This is a genomic window from Mycobacterium sp. 852014-50255_SCH5639931, from assembly GCF_001665605.1.
GTDB lineage: Bacteria > Actinomycetota > Actinomycetes > Mycobacteriales > Mycobacteriaceae > Mycobacterium > Mycobacterium paraffinicum.
This window is the reverse complement of sequence record NZ_LZSV01000002.1, coordinates 260565-286173: the sequence shown is the minus strand read 5'-3', so window position 1 is coordinate 286173 and position 25609 is coordinate 260565. Positions and strand designations below refer to the sequence as shown.

Below are 25609 nucleotides of genomic sequence, written 5' to 3'. Positions count from 1 at the left end.
CGCGCGGTCCTAGGCTGCCGGCGCCGCGGCCAGGTGCTGGCGTTGCGGCTCGCTGCGGTAGCGCGACGGCTTGCCGTCGATCTTGCACAGCCGCCACATGAGCCGCGCCGAGCGCGTCTCCATCAACCCGGTGTCATGGGCCAGCATCCGAACGTCACCGAACATGTCGCTCAGCCACTTTCGTGACTCCGGCGACCGGAAGAAGAGTTCCTTCTTGACCTCGCGCGGAATGTCGAAATCCTGCCAGAACGCCTTGGGCGGCACCACGATTGCCCGGCACAAGGTCTTCATCGTCAGCGGCAGGTACAGCGCGGTCCAGAACCGCTGGCGCTTGGTCAGCTCCGGCACCCGCCTGCGTAAGAACTCGTGAGCGAAGGAGATGTGGCGCGCTTCCTCGGCCACGTGGATGGCCATCACCCGCTCCATGATGGGATGCAGCGACTTTCCTTCGCGCAGAACGTTTTTCTGCGTGTGATCGATCGGTTCCTCGCCCGCGAGCACCCCGATGAAGAACGCGACCGGCAGCGGACCGGCCACCAGCGGCACCAGCGGCGAGAGCCACTTGAGCGCCCGGGGCATGCCCGGGACGTCGGCGCCGATCCGGTTGACCATCTCCTGAAACATCATGGTGTGGTTGCACTCTTCGACCGATTCGTGCAGGCAGTACCGGTATTCCGGGGACCCGTTCGGCACCCAGAACGTGTAGTTCATCAGACCGCGGATCAGGATCGACTCGAAGTGCAGGCCGACCTTGGCGACGTTGGCCTGGCGCCACATCCCGATCTTGATCTTGCGCTCGTCGGACTGCGCCAGGTACCAGGGATGCCGTCCCAACGGGTCGGTCCCTGGCAATATCCACCGAGCGTCGTTCTCCGTGACGGCGAATTCGGCCGAATCCCAGTCGATGTCTGTGTACGGGTTGAAATTTCGGCGCACCGACCCCTCGGACAGAGTGGCGAGCGTGTTGACGTACTCGGTGTCGTCGCGCACTTCCATGTTGCGGCGCCAACGTCGAACCATGCGTGTCCTGGCCATATCCAAGCCTCCCCAGCGAGGTTTACATTAGGACGTGCTGTGTCCAGACAGTACCGCAGGTACCGCATATCTTCTAGGCCCCTTGTCGGCGCTGTGGGCTGACCAGTGGTCAGCGCTTTGATGTGCCCCGCGTCACAGCGCGTGAAACCCAGCGAGCCGCGCGGCCAGGCGTTTTGCCGTGGCCCGCGGCGTCGGCAGCCGGACCGCCGTGCCGGGCGTCACGCCCGCTCACTACCCTGATGAGCATGGCTGACCAGCTCGAGGTTCCCGCTGACATCAAACCCCGCGACGGCCGCTTCGGATGCGGTCCTTCCAAGGTCCGGCCCGAACAGTTGCAGGCCCTGGCGACCACCGCGGCCCCGCTGTTCGGCACATCGCACCGGCAGGCACCCGTCAAGAATTTGGTGGGCCGAGTCCGGTCGGGGGTGGCCGAGCTGTTCTCCGTGCCAGACGGTTACGAGGTCATCCTCGGCAATGGCGGCGCGACGGCGTTCTGGGACGCCGCGGCGTTCGGGTTGATTGACAAGCGGTCGCTGCACCTGTCCTTCGGAGAGTTCAGCTCGAAGTTCACCTCGGCGGTCGCCAATAACCCCTTCGTCGGCGAACCCATCGTCATCAAGGCGGATGCCGGCAGCGCGCCCGAGCCGCAGAGCGATCCCTCGGTCGACGTGATCGCCTGGGCTCACAACGAGACCTCGACCGGGGTGGCGGTGCCCATTCGCCGTCCCGCCGACTCCGGCGAGGCCCTGGTAGTCATCGACGCCACCAGCGGCGCGGGCGGCTTGCCGGTGGAGATCACCGACACCGATGCCTACTACTTCTCGCCGCAGAAGAATTTCGCCAGCGATGGCGGCCTGTGGCTTGCCGTCATGAGCCCGGCCGCGCTGGCGCGGGTCGAGTCCATCGCCGCGTCCGGCCGCTGGGTTCCCGACTTTCTGTCACTGCCGATCGCCGTGGACAACAGCCTGAAGAACCAGACGTACAACACCCCGGCGATCGGCACCCTGGCGCTGATGGCCGAGCAGCTCGACTGGATGCTGGGCAACGGCGGGCTGGAGTGGGCCGTCAAGCGCACGGCCGACTCCTCGCAGCGGTTGTACTCCTGGGCAGAGGAGCGGCCGTACACCACGCCGTTCGTCGCCGACCCCGCGCTGCGGTCTCAGGTGGTGGGCACCATCGATTTCGTCGACGATGTTGACGCGGCGGCCGTCGCGAAGGTTTTGCGGGCGAACGGCATCGTCGACATCGAGCCGTACCGCAAACTCGGCCGCAACCAGTTGCGCGTCGGGATGTTCCCGGCAGTCGAGCCCGACGACGTCAGCGCTCTGACGCAATGCATCGACTGGGTGGTCGAGCGGCTGTAACTCCCCCGCAATCAGCACGCAACCGCCCAGCGTGTCAGCACCGCTTGTGGACGTTGGCGCACTAGAGTGCGCACGAGATGGGTCCATCGACCTGCGCACGGAGCCTGCGAGGAGAAGCCATGCGGGAACTCAAAATGGTTGGGGTCGATGCCGACGGCAAACACATCATCTGTGAGGCCGGCGACGCCGGCGAACCGTTGAAGCTCGCCATCGACGATCAGCTGAAGGCCGCCGTGCGCGGCGAGGCCGCGCCCCCGAACCAACCGCTCCTCGACATCCAGGTCACCAACATGCTGAGCCCCAAAGAGATTCAGGCCAAGATCCGGGCCGGTGCGTCCGTCGAGCAGGTTGCCGCGGCGTCGGGCTCCGACGTCTCGCGGGTCCGGCGGTTCGCACACCCGGTGCTGCTGGAACGTGCCCGCGCCGCCGAGTTGGCAACGGCCGCGCATCCGGTGCTCGCCGACGGCCCCGCGGTGCTCACCCTCCTGGAAACCGTGAGCACGGCACTCGTGACGCGCGGTCTGGAACCCGACCGGCTCAGTTGGGATGCGTGGCGCAACGAAGACAGCCGCTGGACGGTGCAGCTTGCGTGGAAGGCTGGCCGGTCCGACAACATCGCGCACTTCTGCTTCGCCCCGGGCGCCCACGGCGGAACGGTCACGGCTGTCGACGATGCGGCCAAAGAACTGGTGGACCCGAACTTCGACCGCCCGCTGCGGCCGCTCGCGCGGGTCGCCCACGTCTCGTTCGAGGAGCCGGCGAAGCCCGCCGCCCCCGAACCGCAAGAGCAACCCGCGCCGCAGGAGCAACCGGTACACACCCGTCGGGGTAAGCCGGTCATCCCGGCCTGGGAGGATGTGCTGCTCGGCGTGCGCTCGGGCGGACAGCGCTAGTTTGATCGCGGCGACCCGCCGCGCCCGGCTACGCCGCGCTCGCGATCGCCACTAGCCGCTAGCCGCTACCGCGCAGCGTCAGCGCGATCAGCGTCAACCAACCGCCGGCGACACCGATTCCCGCGCCCAGCAGGAACCAGCGCAGCACCAGCTTGTGCCGCCATCCCCACAGCGTGGGCGCCAGCCCGCCGGCGGCGACGACGTTGAGACCGACCGCCAGGAGCGGATGCACCCTTATCAGTCCCAAAGTCAGCACCACAATGGCGGCCCCGGTCACTGCGGCGACGAACCCGGCGACCGTCAAACCCGTTGCCCAGGGCACGGAATCGTCGGTCACGAGCCGAGCCTAGCCCGTTCGTAGAACGCCAAAGCGGCCGCAGTCGCGACGTTGAGGGAGTCGGTGCCGCGCGACATCGGGATGCGCACCCGCACATCGCTCAAGCGCAGGGTCGCCGGCGTAAGCCCCGGCCCCTCGGCGCCCACGGCCACCGCGATGCGCTGGTCGTGCGCGGCCGCCATGGCCTCCGGCAGGGCGCACGCCTTGCTGTCCGGGGTCATCGCCAGCAGCCGAAATCCGTTCTCTTTCAGCATTACCAGCTCCGCGGGCCACTCCGTCGCCCGCGCATACGGGACGAGCAAGGCGTGCCCCATGGACACCCGGACGGCGCGCCGGTAGAGCGGGTCGGCGCAGCCGCTGCCGAACACCACCGCGTCCACGCCCAATCCGGCGGCGTTGCGGAAGATCGAGCCCAGGTTCTCGTGATCGTTGACGCCCTCGAGCACGGCGACCGTCCGCGCGCGCTCGACCAGTTCGGCCACGCTGGGTTCCGGCACCCTGCGGGCCGCCGCCAGCACGCCGCGATTGAGGTGAAAGCCCACCACTTGCGCCATGACGTCGGCGGAGGCCCGGTAGAACGGCACGGCACTAGCCGCCAGGTCGTCGGCGAGTTCGGCGAGCCGGCGGTCCGTCCCCAAGAGGGCATGCGGAATGAATCGGGAGGCGAGCATGCGCTGAACGACCAGCACGCCTTCGGCGATCACCAAACCTTTGCCGGACGGCAGATCGGGTCGACGATCGACACTGTTCAGGTCGCGGAAATCGTCGAGCCGGGGGTCGTCGGGATCGTCCACGTCCTGGACGTTCAGGGCATGCGTTCCGTCGCTCACGGGCCTTCGTCGACCAAGGCCAGCATCAGGTCGGCCGCGTTGCGCAGAGTGTCACGTTGCTGGCTGTCCAGCGTGGCCAGCCGTTTGGCCAGCCACTCCTGGCGGGCGCGCCGGGTCGCCTTGACCAGCTCGGCGCCGGCGTGCGAAACCGAGACCAGCACCTGCCGGCCGTCGACGGGATGCGGGGCACGGTCCACCAGGCCCATGTCGGCCAGCGACGCGATCACCCGTGTCATCGACGGCGGCCGGACCCGTTCGCGAATCGCCAGCGCGCCGGGCGTCATGGGGCCCTCGTTAGCCAGCGTGGCCAGCGCGGACAGCTGGGACAACGACACCGGCGACGACGGGTTCCGGAACCGGAGTTGGCGGGCCAGCCGCATGACCGCCAGCGACAGATCGCTGGCCAGCCGCGCATCGCTGTCAGGCATGGCGCGAGGTTACACGCAACCTCCAGAAATCGGGATACGAACCGGTGAACCACGGACTTTGGTCCGTAGCGCTGCGCGGATCGGTCATCGTCGAACCGCTTGACCCGCGGCCCAGGCATTTTCGCTCGGCCTTCCCGCGCATGGGGGTGGTACCGGCGGACCGCACCGGCGGCTATGTTAATCGCGATGTCTGTCGAACCCGGCCAGTACCGCGAGGCGCCGCCGCTGCCGCCCGCACTCCTCAACGCCTGGCCGTTCGTCGCACTCGGCGCGCTCGGCTGGCTGGTCGCGGCGGCCGCCGCGTTTCTCGTGCCCGCCCTGCAGAGCTGGCGCCCCCTGACACTGGCCGGGCTCGGCGTCGGAGTGCTCGGGACGAGCATCTTCGTGTTGCAACTCGCCGCGGCCCGCCGCGGCGCACGGGGCGCACAAGACGGACTCGAAAACTATTTCGATCACGACTAGATTTCGCAACCAGCACCGACCCGGGAGGATCGATGGTAGCCCCACTACTGCAAGCGCAAATCGATATTGACGCACCGGTCTCCACGGTGTGGGGGTTGATCTCCGATCTCCGGCGGATGCCGGAGTGGAGCCCCCAGTGCCGTTGGATGAAGACCTTCGGTCCGCTGCGCCAGGGCATGCGCAGCCTCAACATCAATCGCCGTAACCGCATGTACTGGCCGACCACTTGCACGGTCGTCGAGGTCATCCCCGAGACCAAGCTTGCGTTCCGGGTCAACGCCAACCACACGATCTGGAGCTACGAGCTCCAACCCACCGGCGAGGGCACCCGGGTGATCGAAAGCCGTCACGCCGAGAACGGCGTGACCGCGATTTCCAATCTGACGGTGAATGCCCTGCTCGGCGGGACCACCAACTTCGAACGCGAATTGGTGGACGGGATGAACACCTCGTTGGCCAAGATCAAGGCCGCCGCCGAAAAGGGCTAGTCCGCCCCGGGCTGCGACTCCGCCTCGGGCTGGGACTCCGCTGTGTCGGGCTGCTGCGACTGCGGCGCCTCGGGCTGCGACTCCGCTATGTCGGCGCCGGACTCCGCCGCCTCGGGTGCCGCCGCCTCGGGTGCTGACGCCGACACTTCGACATCCGCGCTGCCGCCCGGCTGGGCCTCCACGGTTTGGGATTCCGGCGGCTGGGTCGGCGACTCCGTGGGTTCCGACTGTGCCTCGGATGCCTCTGCCGGCTCGGACGGCTCGGACGGCTCGGGCGGCGCCTCGACGACGTCGAGCACGCCGTCGTCGTATGGCTCGTACGCGGGCGAACCCGTACCGGCCGGGGCGGGCGTATCCGAATGCGCGCCGCAACCGTACTGCTTGTCGACGATCTGCCCGTCGGCCGACAGTTCGTTGCCGCACACGCCGAACATCGCGCCGAGCGATCCCGCCAACGGCAGGAAGAAACCGCAGTCGCGGCACACCCGCTTGGTGGACCGCGCCATCGGGGAGTCGGGCCCGTGGTCGCCGGTGTGCCACCGTTCGGCCGCCTCCGCGCGGCCAAGGGTGCTCATCACCCAGCGCCGGCCCAGCCCGACCTCTGCGGCGGTCTCGTCGACCTGCGCGTCACCGCTGGCCGCGTAGCCGGGCACCAACCGCGGATCGTCGGCCACGGGCGCCAGGAGGTCACCGGGGCTCAGGTCCCCTGGACGCACCCGCTGATCCCACGGAACCCAGTGCGGCGCGAGCAACGCCGTCGGACCCGGGATCAGCACCACTTCGCTGACGGTGGCGTGGTCGGCACCGGGATATGCGGCCACGACGACAGCCCATTGCCAGCCCTGATAACCGGGTAGATGCGCCAGGAACCGGTGGGTCGCGGCGGCCGGATCCTCGTAGCTGACGCCCAGGTAATCGCCGACTGCCTCCGCCCCGCTGAACTCCACGACGGCGGCCCTGGCCTGGTCTACCGCGCCCGTAAGCATGGCCGCCAGCCCCTCGGGCCACTCGGCCACGGTAGCCACGGCGGATTCCTCGATGGACCCGGTCACGCTGTCCCCTTCCTGCATTGCGTATCCAATACTAGGTTGGCGTGCCACGCCCCGTTACCTGCAGACGCATGTCGTCGGCATAGGGGAGAATCGGAACGTGTCTGGACGGCGGCGTGACGATCCGGGCCGCGTGGCCCCCACTCCCGGCCGCCGGCCCCGCAATGGGGCTTCCAACCAACACCCGGGCATGGCCAATTACCCCGCCGATGACACCGACCATCGCCGAACGCGCCGCCCACAGCCGATGCCGAGCGCCAATCGCTACCTTCCGCCTATCGGCCAGCCCCCGGAACCCGATCGAAGCGATAGCGCGCCACCACGGGCCGCCGCCGGCGAACGGATCACCGTCACGCGCGCCGCGGCGCAGCGAAGCCGCGAGATGGGTTCGCGGATGTATTGGATGGTGCAGCGCGCCGCCACCGCCGACGGCGCAGACAAATCCGGTCTGACCGCACTCACCTGGCCGGTGGTGGCCAACTTCGCAGTGGACGCCGCGATGGCGGTGGCGCTGGCCAACACGTTGTTCTTCGCCGCGGCCACCGGAGAAAGCAAGGGCCGGGTCGCGTTGTATCTGCTGATCACCATCGCGCCGTTCGCGGTCGTCGCGCCGCTCATCGGCCCGGCGCTGGACCGGCTGCAGCACGGTCGGCGGGTCGCGCTCGCCGGATCGTTCGTTTTGCGGACGGCCTTGGCGCTGGTGCTGATCACGAATTACGACGGCGCCAGCGGGAGCTACCCGTCGTGGGTGCTCTACCCGTGCGCGCTGGCCATGATGGTGTTCTCCAAGTCGTTCAGCGTGCTGCGCAGCGCCGTCACGCCGCGGGTCATGCCGCCGACCATCGACCTGGTGCGGGTGAACTCACGGCTGACGGTGTTCGGTCTGCTGGGCGGCACCATCGCCGGCGGGGCAATCGCGGCCGGCATCGAGTTCGTCTGCACCCACCTGTTCAAACTGCCCGGCGCGTTGTTCGTCGTCATCGCGGTCACCATCGCCGGGGCGGCGCTGTCGATGCGCATCCCGCGCTGGGTCGAGGTGACGGCGGGCGAGGTGCCGGCCACTTTGAGCTACCGCCAGGACAGCGAACCGCAGCGGCGGACCTGGCCCGAGGAAGTCAAGAGAGTCAGCGGAACACTGCGACAACCGCTGGGCCGCAACATCATTACCTCGTTGTGGGGCAACTGCACCATCAAGGTCATGGTCGGCTTCCTGTTCTTGTACCCGGCGTTCGTCGCCAAAGCGCACCAAGCCAACGGCTGGGTTCAGCTGGGCATGCTGGGCATGATCGGGGCAGCGGCCGGCATCGGCAACTTCGCCGGAAACTTCGCCGCCGCACGCTTGCAGCTGGGCCGGCCGGCGGTCCTGGTGGTCCGCTGCACGCTGGCGGTCTCGGCCGTCGCGCTGGCCGCGTCGGTGGCGGGCACCCTGGCGGCCGCCGTGATTGCCACCCTGGTCACGTCGGGCTCCAGCGCCATCGCGAAGGCCTCGCTGGACGCCTCGCTGCAAAACGACCTGCCCGAGGAATCGCGGGCCTCGGGATTCGGGCGATCGGAGTCGACGCTGCAGCTGGCCTGGGTGCTGGGTGGCGCCGTGGGCGTCTTGGTCTACACGGAGCTGTGGGTTGGCTTCACCGCGGTCACTGCGATACTCATCCTGGGGTTGGCGCAGACGCTGGTCAGCTTCCAAGGGAATTCACTGATTCCGGGCCTCGGAGGTAATAGGCCGGTCATGGTCGAGCAAGAGGGCGTGCGCCGCGGCAGCCCGGCGGTGGTGCCTGAGTGAAACGCGGCGTGGCCGTGCTGCTCGCCGGCCTGATGATTCTGTTGTGCGTGGCCGTCGGGGTCGGCACCTGGTTGCTGGCCCGCCCGTCCGGTCCGCAGCGCCCGGAGATCAGCGCGTATTCACACGGCCACCTCACGAGGGTGGGGCCCTACCTGTACTGCAGCGTGCTCAACCTCGACCAATGTGACACGCCCCAAGCCCAGGGCGAGCTGAAGGTCAGTGAGCGCTACCCGGTGCAGCTCTCGGTGCCCGACGCGATCTATCGGGCGCCCTGGCGGTTGCTGCAGGTGTACGAGGACCCCACCAACACCACCAGCACCATCTTTCGGCCGAACACCCGCTTCGCGGTCACCATCCCCCCGGCCGACCCGCATCGCGGGCGGCTGGTCGGGATAGTCGTGCAGTTGCTGACCCTCGTGGTGGACCCGGCCGGTGAGCTGCGCGACGTGCCGCACGCGGAATGGTCAGTGCGCCTCAACTATTGAGCGCCGACGCCAGGCCCCCAGCCTGGTCAGGCGCCGTGCCCGGCGGGCACCCGCTCCCCTTCGACCGGTGGCCCGGGAGGCGTCCCATCCCCGAACGGCTTGCCGCCCAAGGCTTCTCGACCATGCGGCGACAGCCAGCCCGTCAGGTCCGGCCCCTTGGGCACGATGCCGGTGGGGTTGATGTCGGCGTGCACGATGTAGTAGTGCTGCTTGATCTGAACGAAATCGATGGTGTCGCCGAACCCAGGCGTCTGGAACAGGTCGCGCGCATACGCCCACAGCACCGGCATCTCGCTCAGTTTGCTTCGGTTGCACTTGAAGTGCCCGTGGTAGACCGGGTCGAAGCGGGCGAGTGTGGTGAACAGCCGCACGTCGGCTTCAGTTATGGTGTCGCCCACCAGATATCGCTGATCGGCCAGGCGGTCGCTGACCCAATCCAACGCGGCGAACAGCCGATCGTACGCCGCGTCATAGGCCGCTTGTGAGCCGGCGAAGCCACACCGATACACGCCGTTGTTGATCTCGGTGTAGACCCGCTTGTTCACCTCGTCGATCTCGGCGCGCAGCCGCTCGGGGTACAGCTCGGGTGCACCGTCGCGGTGGTACTCGGTCCATTCCGTCGAGAAATCCACGGTCATCTGCGCGAAATCATTTGTGACGACCGCACCGGACGGGACGTCGACGATGGCGGGGACCGTGATGCCTTTCGGGTAGTCGGGGAAGCGCTTGAAGTAGGCGTCCTGTAGCCGCTGGATCTTCAGCACGGGGTCGACGCCCCCGGGATCGAGATCGAACGTCCAACTGCGTTCGTCGTGGGTCGGGCCGCAAAACCCAATGGAGAGAACGCTTTCCAATCCCAGCAACCGCCGGACGATGATGGCGCGGTTGGCCCACGGACACGCGCGGGCGACGACCAGCCGGTACCTGCCGGGCTCCACCGGGTAGCCGTCGCGTCCGTCGGCCGTGACGCGGGTGGTGATGTAGTTGGTGTCGCGGTTGAAGTCACCTTTTCCGGCAACGTAGGCGGCCATATCTCCCTTGTCTCGTTCGAATGTCGGCTAGGAACCCAGAAATCGCCGAGCCAGGTTCGTCTCGGTTGATGCGCCCTGCTCCCAGTGGGCGATCCACGGGCCGGTTCCCTCCGACTGGTCGATGATGCCGTCCTCGAGCCAGGTGTAGCGGCTCTGAACCACCTCGCGCGTCAGCCGGACATCGCAGTCGTCGGTATTGGTCCACAACGCGTCGAACAGCGCCTCGACCCGCAGGGCGGCCTGCCGGCAAAAGGTATCGGCCAGCTCGTAGGCCTGTTGACCGACCGTCGGGTCCACGGCGCGCTGGGCCTCGGCCCGCACGCAGGCCGCGGACATCGCGAACAGCTCCGCACCGATGTCGACGATGCGCCCGAGGAACCCCTGGCGCTGCTCCAGTTTGGCCTGCCAGCGCGCCATCCCGTAGAAGGTGTTGCGGGCCAGCTTGCGGCTGGAGCGTTCGACGAACCGCAGGTGCGACGCCAGCGGTCCGAATTCGCTGTAAGCCCTGGGGCGCTGTCCTTCTCCAAAAACGAGCTGGGGCAACCACTTTGCGTAGAACCCGCTGGCGCCGACGGCCGCCGCGGCTTTCTGCCGCAAACCGGTGTCAGGTTTGGCGAGATCGCCCGCCGCGGACAGGTGGGCGTCGACCGCCTCCCGGGCGATGAGCAGCTTCATGATTTCGCTGGATCCTTCGAAGATGCGGTTGATCCGCAGGTCCCGCAGTATCTGCTCGACGGGCACCGCCCGTTCGCCGCGCGCGGCCAGGGACTCCGCCGTCTCGTAGCCGCGACCGCCCCGGATCTGCATGACCTCGTCGGCGATGATGCACGCCATCTCGCTGGACCACAGCTTGGCCAAGGCCGCCTCGATCCTGATGTCGTTGCGCCCTTCGTCGGCCATCTGCCCGGACAACTCGAGCACGGCATCGAGCGCGTAGGTGGTCGCGGCGATGAACGAGATCTTGTGGGCCACCGCTTCGTGCTCGGCCAGCGGCTTGCCCCATTGCACGCGCTCCCCTGCCCACTCGCGCGCGATCTTCAGCGCCCATTTGGAACCCCCTGTCGCCATCGCGGGGATCGACAGCCGCCCGGCGTTAAGCGTGGTCAGCGCGATCTTCAATCCGTCGCCCTCGCGGCCGATCAGGTTTTCGCTCGGCACCCGAACGCGGTGCAGCCTGGTCACTCCATTCTCGATGCCGCGCAACCCCATGAATTTGTTGCGCCGCTCCACGGTGATCCCGGGCGAATCGGCCTCGACGACGAAAGCGCTGATGCCACCGCGGTGCCCATCGCTGCGGGGCACCCGGGCCATCACGACCAGCAGTTCGGCGACCACGCCGTTGGTGGTCCACAACTTCACGCCGTCGAGCTCGTAGGCGGTCCCGTCTTCGACGGGTGTCGCTGTTGAGGCCAGCCGGGCCGGATCGGAGCCCACGTCCGGTTCGGTCAGCAGAAACGCCGATATGGCGCCCGCGGCACACCGGGGCAAGAACTTCTTCTTCTGCTCCGGGGTTCCGGCGAGTTTGAGCGGCTCCGGCACCCCGATCGACTGGTGGGCCGACAACAGCGCACCGAGGCTGGGATGAACGGAGGAAACCATCATCAGCGCCCGGTTGTAGGCCACTTGTGACATGTTCAGGCCGCCGTATTCCGACGGGATTTTCATGCCGAAACAGCCCAGCTCGGCTAGACCCTTCACGTACTCGTCGGGAATTTGCGCGTCGCGTTCGATGACGCTGCCGTCAACGCTGCGAACGAAGTCGCGCAACTTGTCGAGAAACGCGCGGGTGCGCGCCTCGTCGGCATCGGATGGTTTGGGAAAGGGATGGATGAGCTCCAACGGAAAACGGCCGAGGAACAGCTCTTTTGCGAAAGATGGCTTATCCCAACCGGTTTCGCGAGACTCCTCGGCCAGTGCCCTGGCTTGCTCCTCGGTGACGTGCGCTTGTTGTGCCATCGCAGCCTCCTTGCTCGACGACCGTGGCGAGGTGGGAGTACCCCGTGACCGGCACTTCATCACCCCTTCTGCGCAAGCGGGCGGCACTCTTGGCGCGCGGCGGTGACCAGCTAGGCGTCGAGCTCCCGGGCGACCGCCCGCACCACCTCGGAAACCCGTCGGGCCGTCTTGCGGTCCGGGTAGCGGCCCTTGCGCAACTCGGGCTGCACGGCGCCCTCCAGCAGCGTGATCATGTCCTCGACCATGCCGTGCAGCTCATCCGGGCTGTGTTTGTGCTCGGCGGGCGCATCGCGGCGGCCCTGGGCCTTGGTGAGGCTGGGCGGCGGCTCAATCAGCTTGAGGCTCAGCGCCTGAGGCCCGCGTCGCCCGGAGGCGATGCCGAACTCCACGCGCTGGCCCGCTTTGAGCCCCTCGACCCCAGCGGGCAACGCCGACGAGCGGACGTACACGTCTTCGCCGTCCTCTTGCGACAGGAACCCAAACCCCTTGTCGGCGTCGTACCACTTAACCTTGCCGGTCGGCACTGGTCTCACCTGCTTGTCTAACGGATCAATAGAATGGCCAACACAATAAGCGTCCCGCCTGCGCAGGACGCCGTTTGGTCTGTAGATCCTACTCGGGTGCTTGCCTCGCGAGCACCCCCGTTATTGCCTACTCGGTACGCTGGGCATTACCGGTGGAGGAGATATGCGCCTGATCCTGAACATCATCTGGCTCGTGTTCGGCGGCCTGTGGATGGCCGCCGGATACGTGGTTGCGGCTCTCGTCAGCTTCCTGCTGATCATCACCATCCCCTTCGGCTTCGCGTCGCTGCGCATCGCCTCGTACGCGTTGTGGCCGTTCGGCCGCACGATCGTCGACAAACCGACTGCCGGAACGGGGGCCCTCATCGGCAACGTCATCTGGGTGCTGTTGTTCGGCCTATGGCTGGCGATCGGTCACCTGGTCAGCGCGCTGGCGATGGCGGTCACCATCGTCGGCATCCCGCTCGCGTTGGCCAACCTCAAACTGATCCCGGTTTCATTGATGCCCCTGGGCAAGCAGATCGTCCCGGTCAGTTCGCCGTCGCTCTACCCGGGGGTGGTCGCATGACGGCGACCGCTTTGGGTCTGCCGACGGTGCCGGGCCGCACCGACGGTGACGCCGCGCGGGGCGCGCCGACCGCGGGCCCATTGGTGGACACCTACGGGCGCGTCGCCACCGACCTGCGCGTCTCGCTGACCGACCGCTGCAACCTGCGTTGCACGTACTGCATGCCGGCGGAGGGCCTGGACTGGTTGCCCGGTGAGCACCTACTCCGCTCCGATGAGCTGGCGCGGCTGATGCGCATCGCCGTCACCCGCTTGGGTGTGACCAGCGTGCGGTTCACCGGCGGCGAGCCACTGTTGGTGCGGCACCTCGAAGAGGTGGTCGCGGCGGCGGCCGGCCTGCGACCGCGCCCCGAGATTTCCCTGACCACCAACGGCGTCGGACTGGCGCGGCGGGCCGCCGCGCTCGCCCGGGCAGGCCTGAATCGCGTCAACGTCTCGATGGACACCGTGGATCCCGACCATTTCGCGGCGATCACCCGACGGGACCGGCTCGACGATGTGCTCGCCGGCCTGACCGCCGCCCACGACGCGGGCTTGACGCCGGTCAAGGTGAACGCCGTGCTCGACCCCGTCACCGGTCGCGAGGACGTCGTCGCGCTGCTGCGGTTCTGCCTCGATTACGGCTACCAATTGCGGGTCATCGAGCAGATGCCGCTGGATGCCGGCCACCAGTGGCGCCGGGGCGCGGCGCTGAGCGCCGACGATGTGCTCGACGCGCTGCGCCCGCACTTTCGGCTCCGTCCGGACCCGGCGCCGCGCGGATCGGCGCCCGCCGAGCTGTGGCTGGTCGACACCGGCCCAGGCACGCCGAGCGGCAAGTTTGGTGTGATCGCGTCGGTTTCCCACGCGTTCTGCTCGGCGTGTGACCGCACCCGCCTCACGGCTGATGGCCAGGTCCGCAGTTGCCTGTTCTCGGCCGTGGAAACCGATCTGCGAACCCTGCTGCGCAGCGGTGCGTCCGACGACGCGATCGAGACCGCGTGGCGCGTCGCGATGTGGGGCAAGCCGGCCGGTCACGGCATCAACGACCCGAACTTCATCCAGCCCGACCGTCCGATGAGTGCGATCGGTGGCTAGCCCGATGGGTCAGGCCGCCGTCCAGCAAGACGGGATTCAGGTGACCGTGCGCTATTTCGCGGCCGCGCGGGCGGCCGCTGGGGCCGAGTCGGAGACGCTGGTGGTGCGCCCGGGAACGACGGTGGCCGACCTGGTCGGGCGCCTCACCGTCCGGGGCTCTCGACTCGCCGACGTGTTGAGCAGATGCTCCTACTTGTGCGACGGGGTCGCGGTCCGCGACGAGACCGCGGCGTTACGCGCCGGCAACACGATCGACGTTCTACCGCCCTTCGCCGGCGGCTAAAACTGTGAAATGCATCACGTAACGGAATGATAACGGCGCAATCACGCTCCGATATCGGGCGTGGTGACCTGCGTGGATGCCGCGTGTTCCTCGGGTTTTCGCACATGGCCGAGGGGGAAACGCCGGGTGTCGCCCAACGTGACGGGACCAACAGAAACCGCTACGTTTCTCCGAAGGCTCGCCAAGACAACCGAATTGGCGGACCTCCCCTCCCTATCGCGCCGAGCTCCATCCAATAGGCAGGGGCCCACCGACCTACGTGGATGGAGGCGGGGGACCCACCGGTCCACCGTGATCGGACCGGGGCCGCATGCGGCCCCTTGGGGTGAAGCCGACGTCGTTTCGCAGTGGATATGCACTGAGTTCGATGACGGCCGGGTGGCCTCTCCAACCCGAACCCGACAGCTGACCTCGCAGGCGCGTGACACGAGAGGATCCTTCACGGCCTATGAGTGGACGTCACCGTAAGCCCAGCACGTCAAACATCAGCGTCGCCAAGATCGCCGTCACCGGCGCGGTCCTCGGTGGCGGCAGCATCGCCCTGGCCGGCCAGGCGGCCGCGGCCACCGACGGCGAATGGGACCAGGTAGCCCGTTGTGAGTCGGGCGGCAACTGGGGAATCAACACCGGCAACGGCTACCACGGTGGCGTGCAGTTCAGCTCGAGCACCTGGGCCTCGCACGGCGGCGGCCAGTACGCGCCGTCGGCCGAATTGGCCACCAGGGACCAGCAGATCGCCGTCGCCGAGCGCGTGCTGGCCACTCAGGGCCGCGGCGCGTGGCCCGTGTGCGGTGGCCCGCTGTCGAGCCCGACGCCCCGCGAAGTTCCGGCGCCCGCCGCCCTCGACGCTCCGCTCGACGCGCCCGGACTCAACGGCCAGCCGGCACCGCTGGCTCCCCCGCCAGACGCCCCGCCGCCCCCCGCGCCGGTGCAGCTGACGGGATTCGACCAGCCGGCGCCCCCGGCGGACCTGCCGCCCGCGCCCCCGGCCGACGTGCCGCCCGGGCCCCCGGCGGACCTGCCGCCTGCGCCCCCGGCCGACGCCATGCCGCCGGCGCCTCCCGCCGACGTGCCGCCCGCGCCTCCGGCGGACCTGCCGCCGGCACCCCCGGCGGACGCGCCCGTCGTTGACAACGACTTCCGCGGTTTCGTGCCGGCCAACATGCCGCAGCAGGTTTCCACGGTGGGCTACACGAAGCAGCTGTGGGAGGCCATTCGGGCGCAGGACATTCAGGGCAACGACGCGCTGGACGCTATCGCGCAGCCGTCCGCCTGAGTTCCGCCCGTCAGACTGCCCGGCACGCCTCGAACGTTTTCGCTTCGGGGCGTGCCGGCATTCCAACCGCTGCGGCGTTACGCCGAGCCCACCCACTCTTCGGTTCCGTCGTCGAAGAACTGGTGCTTCCACACCGGTAGCCGCGCCTTGATGGTGTCGACCAGAAGCGCGCAGGTGGCGAAGGCCTCCTGTCGATGGTCGGCAGCGACCGCGGCCACCAGCGCCGCCTCCCCGATGCGCAGCACCCCGGTCCGGTGGCTGGCCGCCACGGCGCGCACCCCGCTCGACTGCTCCGCGACATCGGCCACGACCTCCGCCATCACCTGTTCGGCCGACGGATGCGCGGAGTACTCCAGCCGCACCACCCGCCGGCCGCCGTCATGGTCGCGAATCATGCCGACGAAGCCGACGATGGCGCCGGCCGACTGATGGCCCACGAGCTCTTCGTGCTCGGCCAGCACGATCGGATGATCGGTCATGGCCGCGCGGACGACGAGCGTCATCGCTGGTGGTCTCCACCGGCGAGCTGATCGAGCGCATGGTCGATCACATCGGCGAGCACGCCCAGGCCGTCGCGCACGCCGCCGGGCGAACCCGGCAGGTTGACGATGAGGGTCCCTCCCGCCACGCCACACACACCGCGTGACAGCACCGACGTCGGCACCTTCGGCAGGCCGGACCGGCGGATGGCGTCGGCCAGCCCCGGGATCATGTAGTCCAGCACCGCCACCGTCTGATCGGGCGTGCTGTCGCTGGGCGAAATGCCGGTGCCCCCGGAAGTGATGATGACGTCGACGCCGTCGTCGACTGCCTTGCGCAGGGCCGCGCCGACCGGCTCACCATCGGCGACCACCTCCGGCTCGGCGCACGAAAATCCACGCTGTCCAAGCCATTCGGCGATGATCGGCCCGCACCGATCGTCGTACACCCCGGCCGACGCGCGGGTCGAGGCAATGATGATGCGGGCGGATCGGGCGCTCATCACCGCACCCACGTTCCGGTTTTGCCGCCTTCCTTGCGCAGCACCCGAATGTCATCGATGCGCGCGGCGGGGTCAACTGCTTTGATCATGTCGTAGAGCGTCAGACCGGCCACACTGACGGCGGTCAGCGCCTCCATCTCCACACCCGTGCGGTCGGTGCTGCGTACCGTTGCCGTGATCTCGATGTCCGACTCCCCTACGGTGAAATCGACGTCGACCCCGGTGAGCGCCAACTGGTGGCAGAGCGGGATCAGGTCACTGGTGCGCTTGGCCGCCAGAATGCCCGCCACCCGGGCCGTCGCCAACGCGTCGCCCTTGGGCAGGCCCCCGGCCGAGATCAGCTCCACCACGTGCGGCGACGTATGCAAGGAACCCGCGGCGACGGCGGTTCGCTTGGTGGCTCCCTTGCCGCTGACATCGACCATGTGCGCCGCCCCACGATCGTCCAGATGTGACAGCGCGCCCGAGGGGGATTCTCCCGACGCCCAGGTCGCCGCGGGCTTGGCGGCCTCAGAGGCGCTAGCCATCCTGGCGCCTACCGGTTAACGACGGTGACCGGGTGCAGGTAGGGCAGGTCAGTGGAGGGCAGCGGAAACGCCAGCTCGCCGAAGGGCGACAACGCACCCGTCCGGTCGGTCGCGAGTTCGCTCACCGCGTGGTCGTCGTGGTCCGTCGTCGGCCAGCCGTTGTCGACATACCTGGTTTTGCGCGCTTTAGCCTCAGCAGTGTCAGCCACGCCATCCATTCTGACAGGTCGCTCTCGCGCGCGTCCCGCAAGACCGCCAGTTCGACCGCTCCTTCGTTGCCTGCTTGCGACCCGCCGACTGTTTTACGCTGGTCAGCAATGACCGACAACACCCCGGATATTCCGCTGGGGTCGTGGTTGGCCGACTTGCCCGACGAGCGGCTGATCCGACTGCTAGAGCTGCGGCCGGACCTCGCCCAGCCCCCGCCCGGCAGCATCGCCGCGCTCGCCGCGCGCGCTCAGGCCCGTCAGTCGGTGAAGGCCGCCACCGACGACCTCGATTACCTGCGGCTGGCGGTGCTCGACGCGCTGTTGGTGCTGCAGGCCGATGCCGCGCCGGCGCCGACGCCGAAACTGCTGGCGCTGATCGGTGAGCGTGCCCCCGAGGCCGACGTGGTCGAGGCGTTGGACGATCTCCGGGAGCGCGCGCTGGTGTGGGGCGACGCCGCGCTCCGCGTGGCACCCGACGCCGGCACGGCCCTGCCGTGGCACCCGGGCCAGGTCACCCTCGAGGACGCCTCGCGCAGCGGCGAGGAGATCGCCGACCTCATCGACGGCCTGAGCCAGGCTCAGCTCGACGTGCTGGAAAAGCTTCTGGAGGGTTCCCCGATGGGCCGCACCCGTGACGCCGCGCCCGGCGCACCCGCGGACCGGCCGGTGCCCCAGCTGCTGGCGATGGGGCTGTTGCGACGCATCGACGCCGAGACGGTGATCTTGCCCCGCCACGTCGGGCAGGTGCTGCGCGGCGAACAGCCCGGTCCCATGCAGCTGACGGCGCCCGATCCGGTGACGTCGACCACCACCACCGACGACGTTGACGCGGCGGCGGCCGGGGCCACCATCGACCTGCTGCGAGAACTCGACGTGCTGATCGAAACGCTCGCCGCCACACCGATTTCCGAGCTGCGCAGCGGCGGACTGGGAATTCGTGATGTCAAACGGCTCAGCAAGGTGACCGGCATCGACGAGTCCCGGCTGGGCCTGATTCTCGAGGTGGCGGCCGCGGCCGGCTTGATCGCCAGCGGAATGCCCGATCCGGAACCGGCAACGGGTGACGGACCGTACTGGGCACCGACGGTGGCCGTCGACCGGTTCACCGCGCTGTCCACCGCCGAGCGCTGGCAGTTGCTGGCCAGTAGCTGGCTGGACCTGCCGAGCCGGCCGGCCCTGATCGGAAGCCGCGGACCTGACGCCAAACCCTATGGCGCCCTTACGGATGCGCTGTACTCGACGGCGGCGCCGCTGGATCGCCGGCTGTTGCTGAGCACGCTGGCCCAGTTGCCGCCGGGCGCCGGTGTCAGCGCGGTCGAAGCGTCGGCGGCACTCATCTGGCGGCGCCCCCGCTGGGCGAAGCGGCTGCAGCCCGGGCCGGTGGGTGATCTGCTGGCCGAGAGCCACTCGCTGGGTCTGGTGGGGCGGGGAGCGCTGAGCACCCCCGGCCGCGCCCTGCTGGGCGAGGGCGCCGACTCCCAGACCGCTATCGACGGCATGGCGCGGGCCCTGCCCAAACCGATCGATTATTTCCTGGTCCAGGCCGACCTGACCGTGGTGGTGCCGGGCCCACTGCAACGCGACCTCGCCGAGCAGCTTGCCGCGGTGGCCACCGTCGAGTCGGCCGGTACCGCGATGGTGTATCGCATCAGCGAACAGACGATCCGGCATGCGCTCGACGTCGGGAAGACCCGCGACTGGATGCATGCCCTGTTCGCCAAGCACTCCAAAACACCTGTCCCACAGGGCCTTACTTACCTCATCGATGATGTCGCGCGCCGGCATGGCCAGCTGCGGATCGGTATGGCAGCCTCGTTCGTGCGGTGCGAGGACCCGGCGCTGCTGGCCCAGGCCGTGTCCGCGCCCGCCACCGAACGGGTGCAACTGCGTGCCCTGGCCCCGACGGTCGCGGTGTCTCCTGCGCCGATCAGCGAGGTGCTGGTCGCGCTGCGCGCGGCGGGCTTCGCGCCGGCGGCCGAGGACTCCACCGGCGCCATCGTCGACGTCCGTCCCCGGGGCGCCCGGGTGGCCACGCCGCAACAGCGGCGGCCCTACCGACCGATGCCGCGGCCCAACAGCGAGAGCCTGAACGCGGTGGTGTCGGTGCTGCGGAAGGTGACCGCCGCGCCGTTCGGCAACAATCGCGCCGACCCAGCGGTCACCATGTCGTTGTTGCAGCGCGCGGCGAGGGAACAAGACACCTTGGTGATCGGTTATTTGGATGCCGCGGGCGTCGCCACCCAGCGGGTTGTGTCGCCAATCACCGTTCGGGGCGGTCAGCTGACGGCCTTCGACTCGGCGTCGGCGCGACTGCGCGACTTTGCCATCCACCGCATCACGTCGGTGGTGTCGGCCGACGGCCGATAATGATGACATGACTCGCGCCTGCGACGATCAAGACGAAGCGATGAAAAGGAGCGGCGCCATTGACTGACGGCCCGTTGATTGTGCAGTCCGATAAGACGGTGCTGCTCGAAGTCGACCACGAGCTGGCCGGCGCGGCGCGTGCCGCCATCGCGCCGTTCGCCGAGCTGGAACGGGCGCCCGAGCACGTGCACACCTACCGCATGACACCGTTGGCGCTGTGGAACGCCCGCGCCGCCGGCCACGACGCCGAACAGGTCGTCGACGCGCTGGTCAGCTTCTCGCGCTACGCGGTGCCCCAGCCGTTGCTGGTCGACATCGTCGACACCATGGCCCGCTACGGCCGCCTGCAGCTGATCAAACACCCGGCGCACGGCCTGATGCTGGTGAGCCTGGACCGGGCGGTGCTCGAGGAAGTGCTGCGCAACAAGAAGATCGCACCCATGCTCGGCGCCCGGATCGACGACGACACCGTCGTCGTCCACCCCAGCGAGCGTGGCCGCGTCAAGCAGATGCTGCTCAAGATCGGTTGGCCCGCAGAGGATCTCGCGGGCTACGTCGACGGCGAAGCACACCCGATCAGCCTGGCGCAGGAGGGCTGGCACCTGCGCGACTACCAGCAGATGGCCACCGATTCGTTCTGGTCCGGCGGGTCCGGGGTAGTGGTCCTTCCGTGCGGGGCCGGCAAGACGCTGGTTGGCGCGGCCGCGATGGCAAAGGCCAGCGCGACGACCCTGATCCTGGTCACCAACATCGTCGCGGCGCGGCAATGGAAGCGCGAGCTGGTGGCGCGCACCTCGCTGACCGAGGACGAGATCGGCGAATATTCCGGGGAGCGCAAGGAAATTCGGCCCGTCACCATCTCGACCTATCAGATGGTCACGCGTCGCACCAAGGGCGAGTACCGGCACCTGGAACTCTTCGACAGCCGCGACTGGGGGCTGATCATCTACGACGAGGTCCACCTGCTGCCGGCGCCGGTGTTCCGGATGACCGCCGACCTGCAGTCCAAGCGCCGCCTCGGGCTGACCGCCACACTGGTCCGGGAAGACGGCCGCGAGGGCGACGTGTTCTCGCTGATCGGCCCCAAGCGCTATGACGCGCCGTGGAAGGACATCGAGGCCCAGGGCTGGATCGCCCCGGCCGAGTGCGTCGAGGTGCGCGTCACCATGACCGACAACGAGCGCATGATCTATGCCACGTCGGAACCCGAAGAGCGCTACAAGGTTTGCTCAACCGCGCATTCGAAAATCGCCGTGGTGAAGTCGATCCTGGACAAGCATCCCGGCGAGCAGACCCTGGTGATCGGCGCCTACCTCGACCAGCTCGACGAGCTGGGCGCCGAGCTGAACGCCCCGGTGATCCAGGGGTCGACCCGAACCAAGGACCGCGAAGAACTGTTCGACGCTTTCCGCCGCGGCGAGGTGTCGACGCTGGTGGTGTCCAAGGTCGCCAACTTCTCCATCGATTTGCCGGAAGCCTCTGTGGCGGTACAGGTTTCGGGAACGTTCGGCTCACGCCAGGAGGAGGCGCAGCGGCTGGGGCGGCTGCTGCGGCCGAAGGCCGACGGTGGTGGCGCCATCTTCTACTCCGTGGTGGCGCGCGACAGCCTGGACGCCGAGTACGCCGCGCACCGGCAGCGTTTCCTGGCCGAGCAGGGCTACGGCTACATCATCCGCGACGCGGACGATCTACTGGGCCCGGCGATCTAGATCATGGCCGGGTCATCTTGTTTCGATGCCCCGTGATCACCGAGTTCTATTGCGGCTTCTGACATTCTTCAAAAGGACTAACCCGCCCAGGCTCACCAGAGCCGCGCCACCCCCGCCGATGTAGGCCTTGGCCAAATCGCGGCCCGACCCGTCGGCGCGTTCCGGTAGCGATGTCAGCCATCCGACGGCGTCATCGCGTTCGTCGTCGTCGTATAGCCGAAGTGGGCATGGCATCCAGGCGGCGATGGCGCGGCTTGGTGCACGAATCCAGCCGATATCACTCACGACAGCACACCCGTCGATCAACCGCACATAACGCGCTCCGAGCCGCGCGTCCGCCAACAGCGCACCCGCCGTGATGCGCTGGAAGCCCGGGCCGAACTGGTACAGGAGCCGCATCCGGCCCCCTGCGCGCGCCGCCCGTTCGATCATCGGCGCAAAGACCCGTTCGTAATCCGCCGCGGTCAATGTGCCGACGGCCTCCAGCGCCTGGATGCCCGCGGGCATGCCCGAAAGTTCCATCAGCACAGCCGTCTCCTCTCCGATCGCCCCGCACAGTAACTTATATGTCCTATTGCAACTATTGCATAGTGCTATGATAATCAGGACGTCACCCCTTATACGGAGGTCGCAAGTGAAGATCGCGATAGTCGGCGCCGGCATCGCCGGCCCCACACTTGCATATTGGCTGGCACGCTACGGGCACGAACCAACCCTGATCGAGAAGGCGCCGCGCCTCCGCACCGGCGGCTACGTGGTGGATTTTTGGGGCGGCGGGTATGCCGTTGCCGAACGCATGGGGCTCACCGCCGAGCTGCACGCCGCTGGCTACGCGGTGCGCGAGGTCCGACTCGTCGATCGGAACTCGCGCAGGGTGGGCGGCTTTTCGGCCGAAGCATTCAAGCGCAACCTCGACGGCCGGTTCGCCACGGTACCCCGGGGTGATCTGGCGGCCATGATCTATCGCTCCATCGACGATCAAGCCGAAACCCTGTTCGGGGAGAGCGTTTCGGCTGTCGAGCAAGACGACGCCGGCGTGCGGGTGACACTCGAGCACGGCGCGTCGCGGCAATTCGACCTGCTCGTCGGCGCGGGTGGCATCCATTCGCCCGTGCGGGACTTGGCATTTGGGCCGCAATCCAGATTTGAGAAGGACCTGGGCTACCGAGTCGCGGCGTTCGAAGCCGAGGGCTATCAGCCCCGTGACGAACTCGTCTACCTCGCCTACACCATGCCGGGTCGCATGGTCGCCCGATTCGCAATGCGCGACGACAAAACGATGTTCCTCTTCATCTTCAGGCCCGAACACATGAGCGGTCCCGATCCGCAGGATGCGTCACAGGTCAAGAAGACCCTGCGTCAAGTCTTCGGCAACGCCGGGTGGGAATGCCCGGAAATACTGCGCAGACTTGATGAGGCCGCCGATGTGTACTTCGACCGCGTCAGCCAGATCGTCATGGACGGTTGGTCGGACGGCCGGGTCGCGCTCATCGGCGACGCCGCGGGCGCGGTCTCGCTGCTGGCTGGCGAGGGGACGGGTCTGGCAATGGTGGAGGCCTACACACTGGCGGGCGAGCTCAGTCGCGCCGGGGCCGATCACGGGGATGCGTTTCGTCGCTATGAGCGTCGGCTGCGTCCGATCGTGGAGGCCAGGCAGCGGTCGGCGCGAGGATTCGCCGCGACGTTCACACCAAAGACGGCGCTGGGTCTGTGGATGCGCAATCAGGCGTCCAAACTGCTGAACATGGAGCCACTGGCCGACCGCATCGTGCGGAGTGAATTCCTTGACGACATCGCGTTGCCCGAATACGTCGCGTAGGCCATCGAGCCGGCGCTCTCCCGAACCATGTGACGCTTCTGGAATTGATATCACCCGCGATATCAATTCCGGGGACGCACGCATGGTCCCGGCGCAGCTGCCGCCCGATTCAGAGCGACAGGATGGTCGCCGACGCGGTGCCGGGCGCCCCATACACCTGGGCCAGGCCGACGCGCGGGTTGCCCGGCACCTGACGCTCGCCCGCCTCACCGCGCAGCTGACGCACCAGTTCGTGCATCTGCCGTAGCCCCGACGCGCCGATCGGCTCGCCGTTGGCGATCAACCCCCCGTCGGTGTTGACCGGCATCGAGCCGTGGATCTCGGTGGCGCCGTCGGCCAGCAGCTTCTCCTGCTCACCGTCGGCGCACAGCCCCGTCTCGGCCATGTGGATGACCTCGTTGCCGGCGTCGGTGTCCTGGAGCTGGGCGACGTCGACGTCCTCGGGGCCGATGCCGGCCGCCTCGTAGGCCGCCTTGGCCGCGTAGACCGTCGGGGAGACGTCCTCGTCGAGCGGCGCGAAGGTGGCATGCACTTCGTAGGCGCCGTAGCGGCGGGTGCGGATCTCGCAGGCTCGCACGTACACCGGCTTGTCGGTGAACTTGTGCGCCATGTCGGCGCGGCACATGATCACCGCCGCGGCCCCCTCGTCGGGCGCACAGAACATGTATTGGGTCAACGGGTAGTTGAGCACGGCCGAATTGAGAATCTCTTCCTCGGAAATCGGCTTGCGCCGGAACGCATTCGGGTTCAGCGCGCCGTTGCGAAAGTTCTTTGCCGCCACCTTGGCCAGGGTGGCCTGCGAAATGTTGTGGTCGTGCAGGTATTTGTTGGCCTTCATCCCGAAGAACTTGGTGGTGACGAACTGCCCGTTCTGGGCATACCACTGCGGCAGCGCCAGCTTGGCGGGGTCGTCGGTGAACGCGCCGCGCGGGTGCTTGTCCAGCCCGATGGCGATGCCGATGTCGTACTTGCCCAGCCGGATGGTGTCGGCGGTCTGCTGGATGGCGCTGGCCGCGGTGGCGCACGCGTTGAACACGTTGGTGAACGTGATGCCGGTGAGACCGACCAGGCGAGTCACCGCGTCGGGGTTGGACACCTCGTGGCTGCCGCCGAAACCGAACTGGATGTCCTTCCAGTCCACTCCGGCGTCGCTCAGCGCCGACTGAATCGCCTCGGCGCCCATCTGCATCGCGGTCTTGTCGAACCTGCCGAACGGATGCAGGCCCACGCCGATGATGGCGACATCGTTGGTCATCTCAGCTCCTTATGCGACCGGCTGGAACGCGAACGTCATGATTTCGGCGCCCTCGTCGTCGGTGGTCAGCGGAATCATGGTGAGCTCGACCTCCTGGCCGAACTGCAGCTTGGCCGGGTCGTTCTCCGTCAACCGCCCTTCGACGCGGATGACGTCATCGAGCTGGACCAACCCGACGCCGAACGGAACGAAGTCCTTGCCGGTCGGGCCGGCATAGGGCGCGCCCGGCGGGAAGCCCTGCGTGGTCCAGGCGACGAGGGTTCCGCGGCGCGGCAGCAACACGTCGGTCATCTCGCCAAGGCTGCAGCGCGGGCACCATTGCTGCACCGGAAAGGTGGTGGCGCCGCAGCTGCCGCACCGGCTGCCGATCAGCTGTGGGCTCTCGTCGGGCCAGGTCGAGATCTCGGGTGCGAGCGCCTTTTGCATCGGGGGATCCTCCAGAAGCGTCCACGGTGTGCCGACAGAATGTTGCTCACTGAACCGTATAACAGCTTTCCGAAAAGTGGAAACCGCATTCTCATTCTTGGCCTCGCCGGGCAGATATGTTGGGATCGCCGCCGCAACCGAGGAGACGACCATGCCAGTCACGGTGATACTCGAACTGAAATTCAAGCCCGACGCGGTGCCGCAGGCGCGCGACGTCATGGGCCGGGCTTTGCAAGACACCCGGGCGTTTGCCGGGAACCTGGGTACCGATGTGCTCGTCGACGAGGACGACGAAACCCACTGGCTGATCTACGAACTGTGGGACACGGTCGAGCAGGACGAGGCCTATCGCGCGTTTCGCGCCGGCGAAGGCCGTCTCACCGACCTGCCGCCGCTGCTGGCCGAGCCTCCCGTCAAGAAGAGGTACGCCACCTCCGACATCTGACG

Annotated in this window: 28 protein-coding genes, 1 pseudogene and 1 riboswitch; of the genes and pseudogenes, 14 read left to right on the top strand and 15 right to left on the bottom strand. The window is 68.0% G+C overall.

Going from position 1 to position 25609, the window contains the following annotated elements:
- Nucleotides 1–9: 9 nt before the first annotated feature.
- Nucleotides 10–1035, bottom strand: a complete 1026-nt coding sequence (locus A5758_RS01910; RefSeq protein WP_067735676.1) for a diiron oxygenase — start codon at nucleotides 1033–1035, stop codon at nucleotides 10–12.
- 245 nt (nucleotides 1036–1280) lie between these two features.
- Here A5758_RS01910 and serC point away from each other — a divergent pair, with 245 nt between their 5' ends.
- Together serC and sepH are read left to right on the top strand one after the other, a co-directional pair.
- Nucleotides 1281–2399 carry a phosphoserine transaminase gene (serC, locus tag A5758_RS01905; protein WP_067736123.1) on the top strand — a complete coding sequence of 373 codons (1119 nt, stop codon included), beginning with the start codon at nucleotides 1281–1283 and terminating at the stop codon, nucleotides 2397–2399.
- Between the two features lie 119 nt (nucleotides 2400–2518).
- Nucleotides 2519–3292 carry a septation protein SepH gene (gene sepH / locus A5758_RS01900; RefSeq protein ID WP_067199976.1) on the top strand — a complete coding sequence of 258 codons (774 nt, stop codon included), beginning with the start codon at nucleotides 2519–2521 and terminating at the stop codon, nucleotides 3290–3292.
- A gap of 58 nt (nucleotides 3293–3350) precedes the next feature.
- Here the strand turns inward: sepH and A5758_RS01895 are convergent, their stop codons facing one another.
- From A5758_RS01895 to A5758_RS01885, 3 genes are read right to left on the bottom strand one after another with little or no spacing between them, the layout of a single operon-like run.
- Nucleotides 3351–3629: a DUF2537 domain-containing protein gene (locus A5758_RS01895; protein WP_066957593.1), complete on the bottom strand. Its 279-nt coding sequence runs from the start codon at nucleotides 3627–3629 to the stop codon at nucleotides 3351–3353.
- On the bottom strand, nucleotides 3626–4459 hold the full coding sequence (locus tag A5758_RS01890; RefSeq protein WP_067735673.1) for an RNA methyltransferase: 834 nt from the start codon (nucleotides 4457–4459) through the stop codon (nucleotides 3626–3628). The genes A5758_RS01895 and A5758_RS01890 overlap by 4 nt, the downstream gene beginning before the upstream one ends.
- Nucleotides 4456–4887: a MarR family transcriptional regulator gene (locus tag A5758_RS01885; protein WP_067735669.1), complete on the bottom strand. Its 432-nt coding sequence runs from the start codon at nucleotides 4885–4887 to the stop codon at nucleotides 4456–4458. The genes A5758_RS01890 and A5758_RS01885 overlap by 4 nt, the downstream gene beginning before the upstream one ends.
- A 186-nt stretch (nucleotides 4888–5073) precedes the next feature.
- On the opposite strand from A5758_RS01885, the gene A5758_RS01880 reads away from it, so the two are divergent.
- On the top strand, nucleotides 5074–5349 hold the full coding sequence (locus A5758_RS01880; protein ID WP_067735666.1) for a DUF2530 domain-containing protein: 276 nt from the start codon (nucleotides 5074–5076) through the stop codon (nucleotides 5347–5349).
- A 32-nt stretch (nucleotides 5350–5381) separates the two neighbouring features.
- The gene (locus A5758_RS01875; RefSeq protein ID WP_067735663.1) at nucleotides 5382–5837 is read left to right on the top strand and encodes an SRPBCC family protein; all 456 of its coding nucleotides are present in this window, start codon (nucleotides 5382–5384) and stop codon (nucleotides 5835–5837) included.
- Nucleotides 5838–6106: 269 nt separating this feature from the next.
- On the opposite strand, the pseudogene A5758_RS01870 reads toward A5758_RS01875, so the two are convergent.
- A pseudogene (locus A5758_RS01870) lies at nucleotides 6107–6889 on the bottom strand (DUF3027 domain-containing protein); the annotation flags it as partial.
- 130 nt (nucleotides 6890–7019) lie between these two features.
- On the opposite strand from A5758_RS01870, the gene A5758_RS01865 reads away from it, so the two are divergent.
- Nucleotides 7020–8669: an MFS transporter gene (locus A5758_RS01865; protein WP_156622470.1), complete on the top strand. Its 1650-nt coding sequence runs from the start codon at nucleotides 7020–7022 to the stop codon at nucleotides 8667–8669.
- Nucleotides 8666–9154 carry a DUF2771 domain-containing protein gene (locus tag A5758_RS01860; protein WP_082939531.1) on the top strand — a complete coding sequence of 163 codons (489 nt, stop codon included), beginning with the start codon at nucleotides 8666–8668 and terminating at the stop codon, nucleotides 9152–9154. Before A5758_RS01865 ends, A5758_RS01860 begins: the two co-directional genes overlap by 4 nt.
- 26 nt (nucleotides 9155–9180) lie before the next feature.
- Here A5758_RS01860 and A5758_RS01855 read toward each other — a convergent pair whose 3' ends face one another.
- The 3 genes from A5758_RS01855 to A5758_RS01845 form a co-directional block, all read right to left on the bottom strand.
- On the bottom strand, nucleotides 9181–10185 hold the full coding sequence (locus tag A5758_RS01855) for a glutathione S-transferase family protein (protein WP_067735654.1): 1005 nt from the start codon (nucleotides 10183–10185) through the stop codon (nucleotides 9181–9183).
- Nucleotides 10186–10212: 27 nt separating this feature from the next.
- A complete protein-coding gene (locus A5758_RS01850; RefSeq protein ID WP_067735651.1) occupies nucleotides 10213–12141 on the bottom strand; it encodes an acyl-CoA dehydrogenase family protein in 1929 nt (642 codons plus the stop codon).
- Between the two features lie 110 nt (nucleotides 12142–12251).
- The gene (locus A5758_RS01845) at nucleotides 12252–12665 is read right to left on the bottom strand and encodes a cold-shock protein (protein ID WP_067199948.1); all 414 of its coding nucleotides are present in this window, start codon (nucleotides 12663–12665) and stop codon (nucleotides 12252–12254) included.
- A 163-nt stretch (nucleotides 12666–12828) separates the two neighbouring features.
- Between A5758_RS01845 and A5758_RS01840 the strand changes: the two genes are divergently transcribed.
- The 4 genes from A5758_RS01840 to A5758_RS01825 all read left to right on the top strand — a co-directional run bounded on the left by A5758_RS01840 (nucleotide 12829) and on the right by A5758_RS01825 (nucleotide 15868).
- Complete coding sequence (locus A5758_RS01840) at nucleotides 12829–13233, top strand: YccF domain-containing protein (protein WP_067199944.1); 405 nt, start codon at nucleotides 12829–12831, stop codon at nucleotides 13231–13233.
- Nucleotides 13230–14309 carry a GTP 3',8-cyclase MoaA gene (moaA, locus tag A5758_RS01835; protein ID WP_067735648.1) on the top strand — a complete coding sequence of 360 codons (1080 nt, stop codon included), beginning with the start codon at nucleotides 13230–13232 and terminating at the stop codon, nucleotides 14307–14309. The genes A5758_RS01840 and moaA overlap by 4 nt, the downstream gene beginning before the upstream one ends.
- Nucleotides 14310–14313: 4 nt before the next feature.
- Nucleotides 14314–14592, top strand: a complete 279-nt coding sequence (locus A5758_RS01830; protein WP_067735645.1) for a MoaD/ThiS family protein — start codon at nucleotides 14314–14316, stop codon at nucleotides 14590–14592.
- 209 nt (nucleotides 14593–14801) lie between these two features.
- A riboswitch (cyclic di-AMP (ydaO/yuaA leader) is annotated at nucleotides 14802–15028 on the top strand.
- Between the two features lie 12 nt (nucleotides 15029–15040).
- Entirely contained in the window at nucleotides 15041–15868 is an 828-nt protein-coding gene (locus A5758_RS01825) for a transglycosylase family protein (RefSeq protein ID WP_067735642.1), read from the top strand.
- A 77-nt stretch (nucleotides 15869–15945) separates the two neighbouring features.
- Here the strand turns inward: A5758_RS01825 and A5758_RS01820 are convergent, their stop codons facing one another.
- From A5758_RS01820 to A5758_RS01805, 4 genes are read right to left on the bottom strand one after another with little or no spacing between them, the layout of a single operon-like run.
- Entirely contained in the window at nucleotides 15946–16371 is a 426-nt protein-coding gene (locus tag A5758_RS01820) for a molybdenum cofactor biosynthesis protein MoaE (protein ID WP_067735640.1), read from the bottom strand.
- The gene (locus A5758_RS01815) at nucleotides 16368–16850 is read right to left on the bottom strand and encodes a molybdenum cofactor biosynthesis protein B (protein ID WP_067736117.1); all 483 of its coding nucleotides are present in this window, start codon (nucleotides 16848–16850) and stop codon (nucleotides 16368–16370) included. The genes A5758_RS01820 and A5758_RS01815 overlap by 4 nt, the downstream gene beginning before the upstream one ends.
- Complete coding sequence (gene moaC, locus A5758_RS01810) at nucleotides 16850–17377, bottom strand: cyclic pyranopterin monophosphate synthase MoaC (protein ID WP_082939530.1); 528 nt, start codon at nucleotides 17375–17377, stop codon at nucleotides 16850–16852. Before moaC ends, A5758_RS01815 begins: the two co-directional genes overlap by 1 nt.
- An 8-nt stretch (nucleotides 17378–17385) precedes the next feature.
- Nucleotides 17386–17586: a hypothetical protein gene (locus A5758_RS01805; RefSeq protein WP_156622460.1), complete on the bottom strand. Its 201-nt coding sequence runs from the start codon at nucleotides 17584–17586 to the stop codon at nucleotides 17386–17388.
- 108 nt (nucleotides 17587–17694) lie between these two features.
- Here A5758_RS01805 and A5758_RS01800 point away from each other — a divergent pair, with 108 nt between their 5' ends.
- Nucleotides 17695–19953, top strand: coding sequence for a helicase-associated domain-containing protein (locus tag A5758_RS01800; RefSeq protein ID WP_067735631.1), 2259 nt, complete (start codon nucleotides 17695–17697; stop codon nucleotides 19951–19953).
- A gap of 59 nt (nucleotides 19954–20012) precedes the next feature.
- Nucleotides 20013–21662 carry a DNA repair helicase XPB gene (locus A5758_RS01795; protein WP_067735628.1) on the top strand — a complete coding sequence of 550 codons (1650 nt, stop codon included), beginning with the start codon at nucleotides 20013–20015 and terminating at the stop codon, nucleotides 21660–21662.
- A gap of 36 nt (nucleotides 21663–21698) precedes the next feature.
- Here the strand turns inward: A5758_RS01795 and A5758_RS01790 are convergent, their stop codons facing one another.
- Nucleotides 21699–22184, bottom strand: coding sequence for an STAS/SEC14 domain-containing protein (locus tag A5758_RS01790; protein WP_231987204.1), 486 nt, complete (start codon nucleotides 22182–22184; stop codon nucleotides 21699–21701).
- A gap of 112 nt (nucleotides 22185–22296) precedes the next feature.
- Here A5758_RS01790 and A5758_RS01785 point away from each other — a divergent pair, with 112 nt between their 5' ends.
- Nucleotides 22297–23481 (top strand): FAD-binding domain, encoded by a 1185-nt coding sequence (locus A5758_RS01785; RefSeq protein ID WP_067735622.1) that lies wholly within the window; start codon nucleotides 22297–22299, stop codon nucleotides 23479–23481.
- A 109-nt stretch (nucleotides 23482–23590) separates the two neighbouring features.
- Here A5758_RS01785 and A5758_RS01780 read toward each other — a convergent pair whose 3' ends face one another.
- Complete coding sequence (locus A5758_RS01780; RefSeq protein ID WP_067735619.1) at nucleotides 23591–24736, bottom strand: thiolase family protein; 1146 nt, start codon at nucleotides 24734–24736, stop codon at nucleotides 23591–23593.
- Nucleotides 24737–24745: 9 nt separating this feature from the next.
- Nucleotides 24746–25162: a Zn-ribbon domain-containing OB-fold protein gene (locus A5758_RS01775; protein ID WP_067735616.1), complete on the bottom strand. Its 417-nt coding sequence runs from the start codon at nucleotides 25160–25162 to the stop codon at nucleotides 24746–24748.
- Between the two features lie 151 nt (nucleotides 25163–25313).
- Here A5758_RS01775 and A5758_RS01770 point away from each other — a divergent pair, with 151 nt between their 5' ends.
- The gene (locus A5758_RS01770) at nucleotides 25314–25607 is read left to right on the top strand and encodes a putative quinol monooxygenase (RefSeq protein ID WP_067736114.1); all 294 of its coding nucleotides are present in this window, start codon (nucleotides 25314–25316) and stop codon (nucleotides 25605–25607) included.
- The last annotated feature ends 2 nt before the right edge of the window (nucleotides 25608–25609 follow it).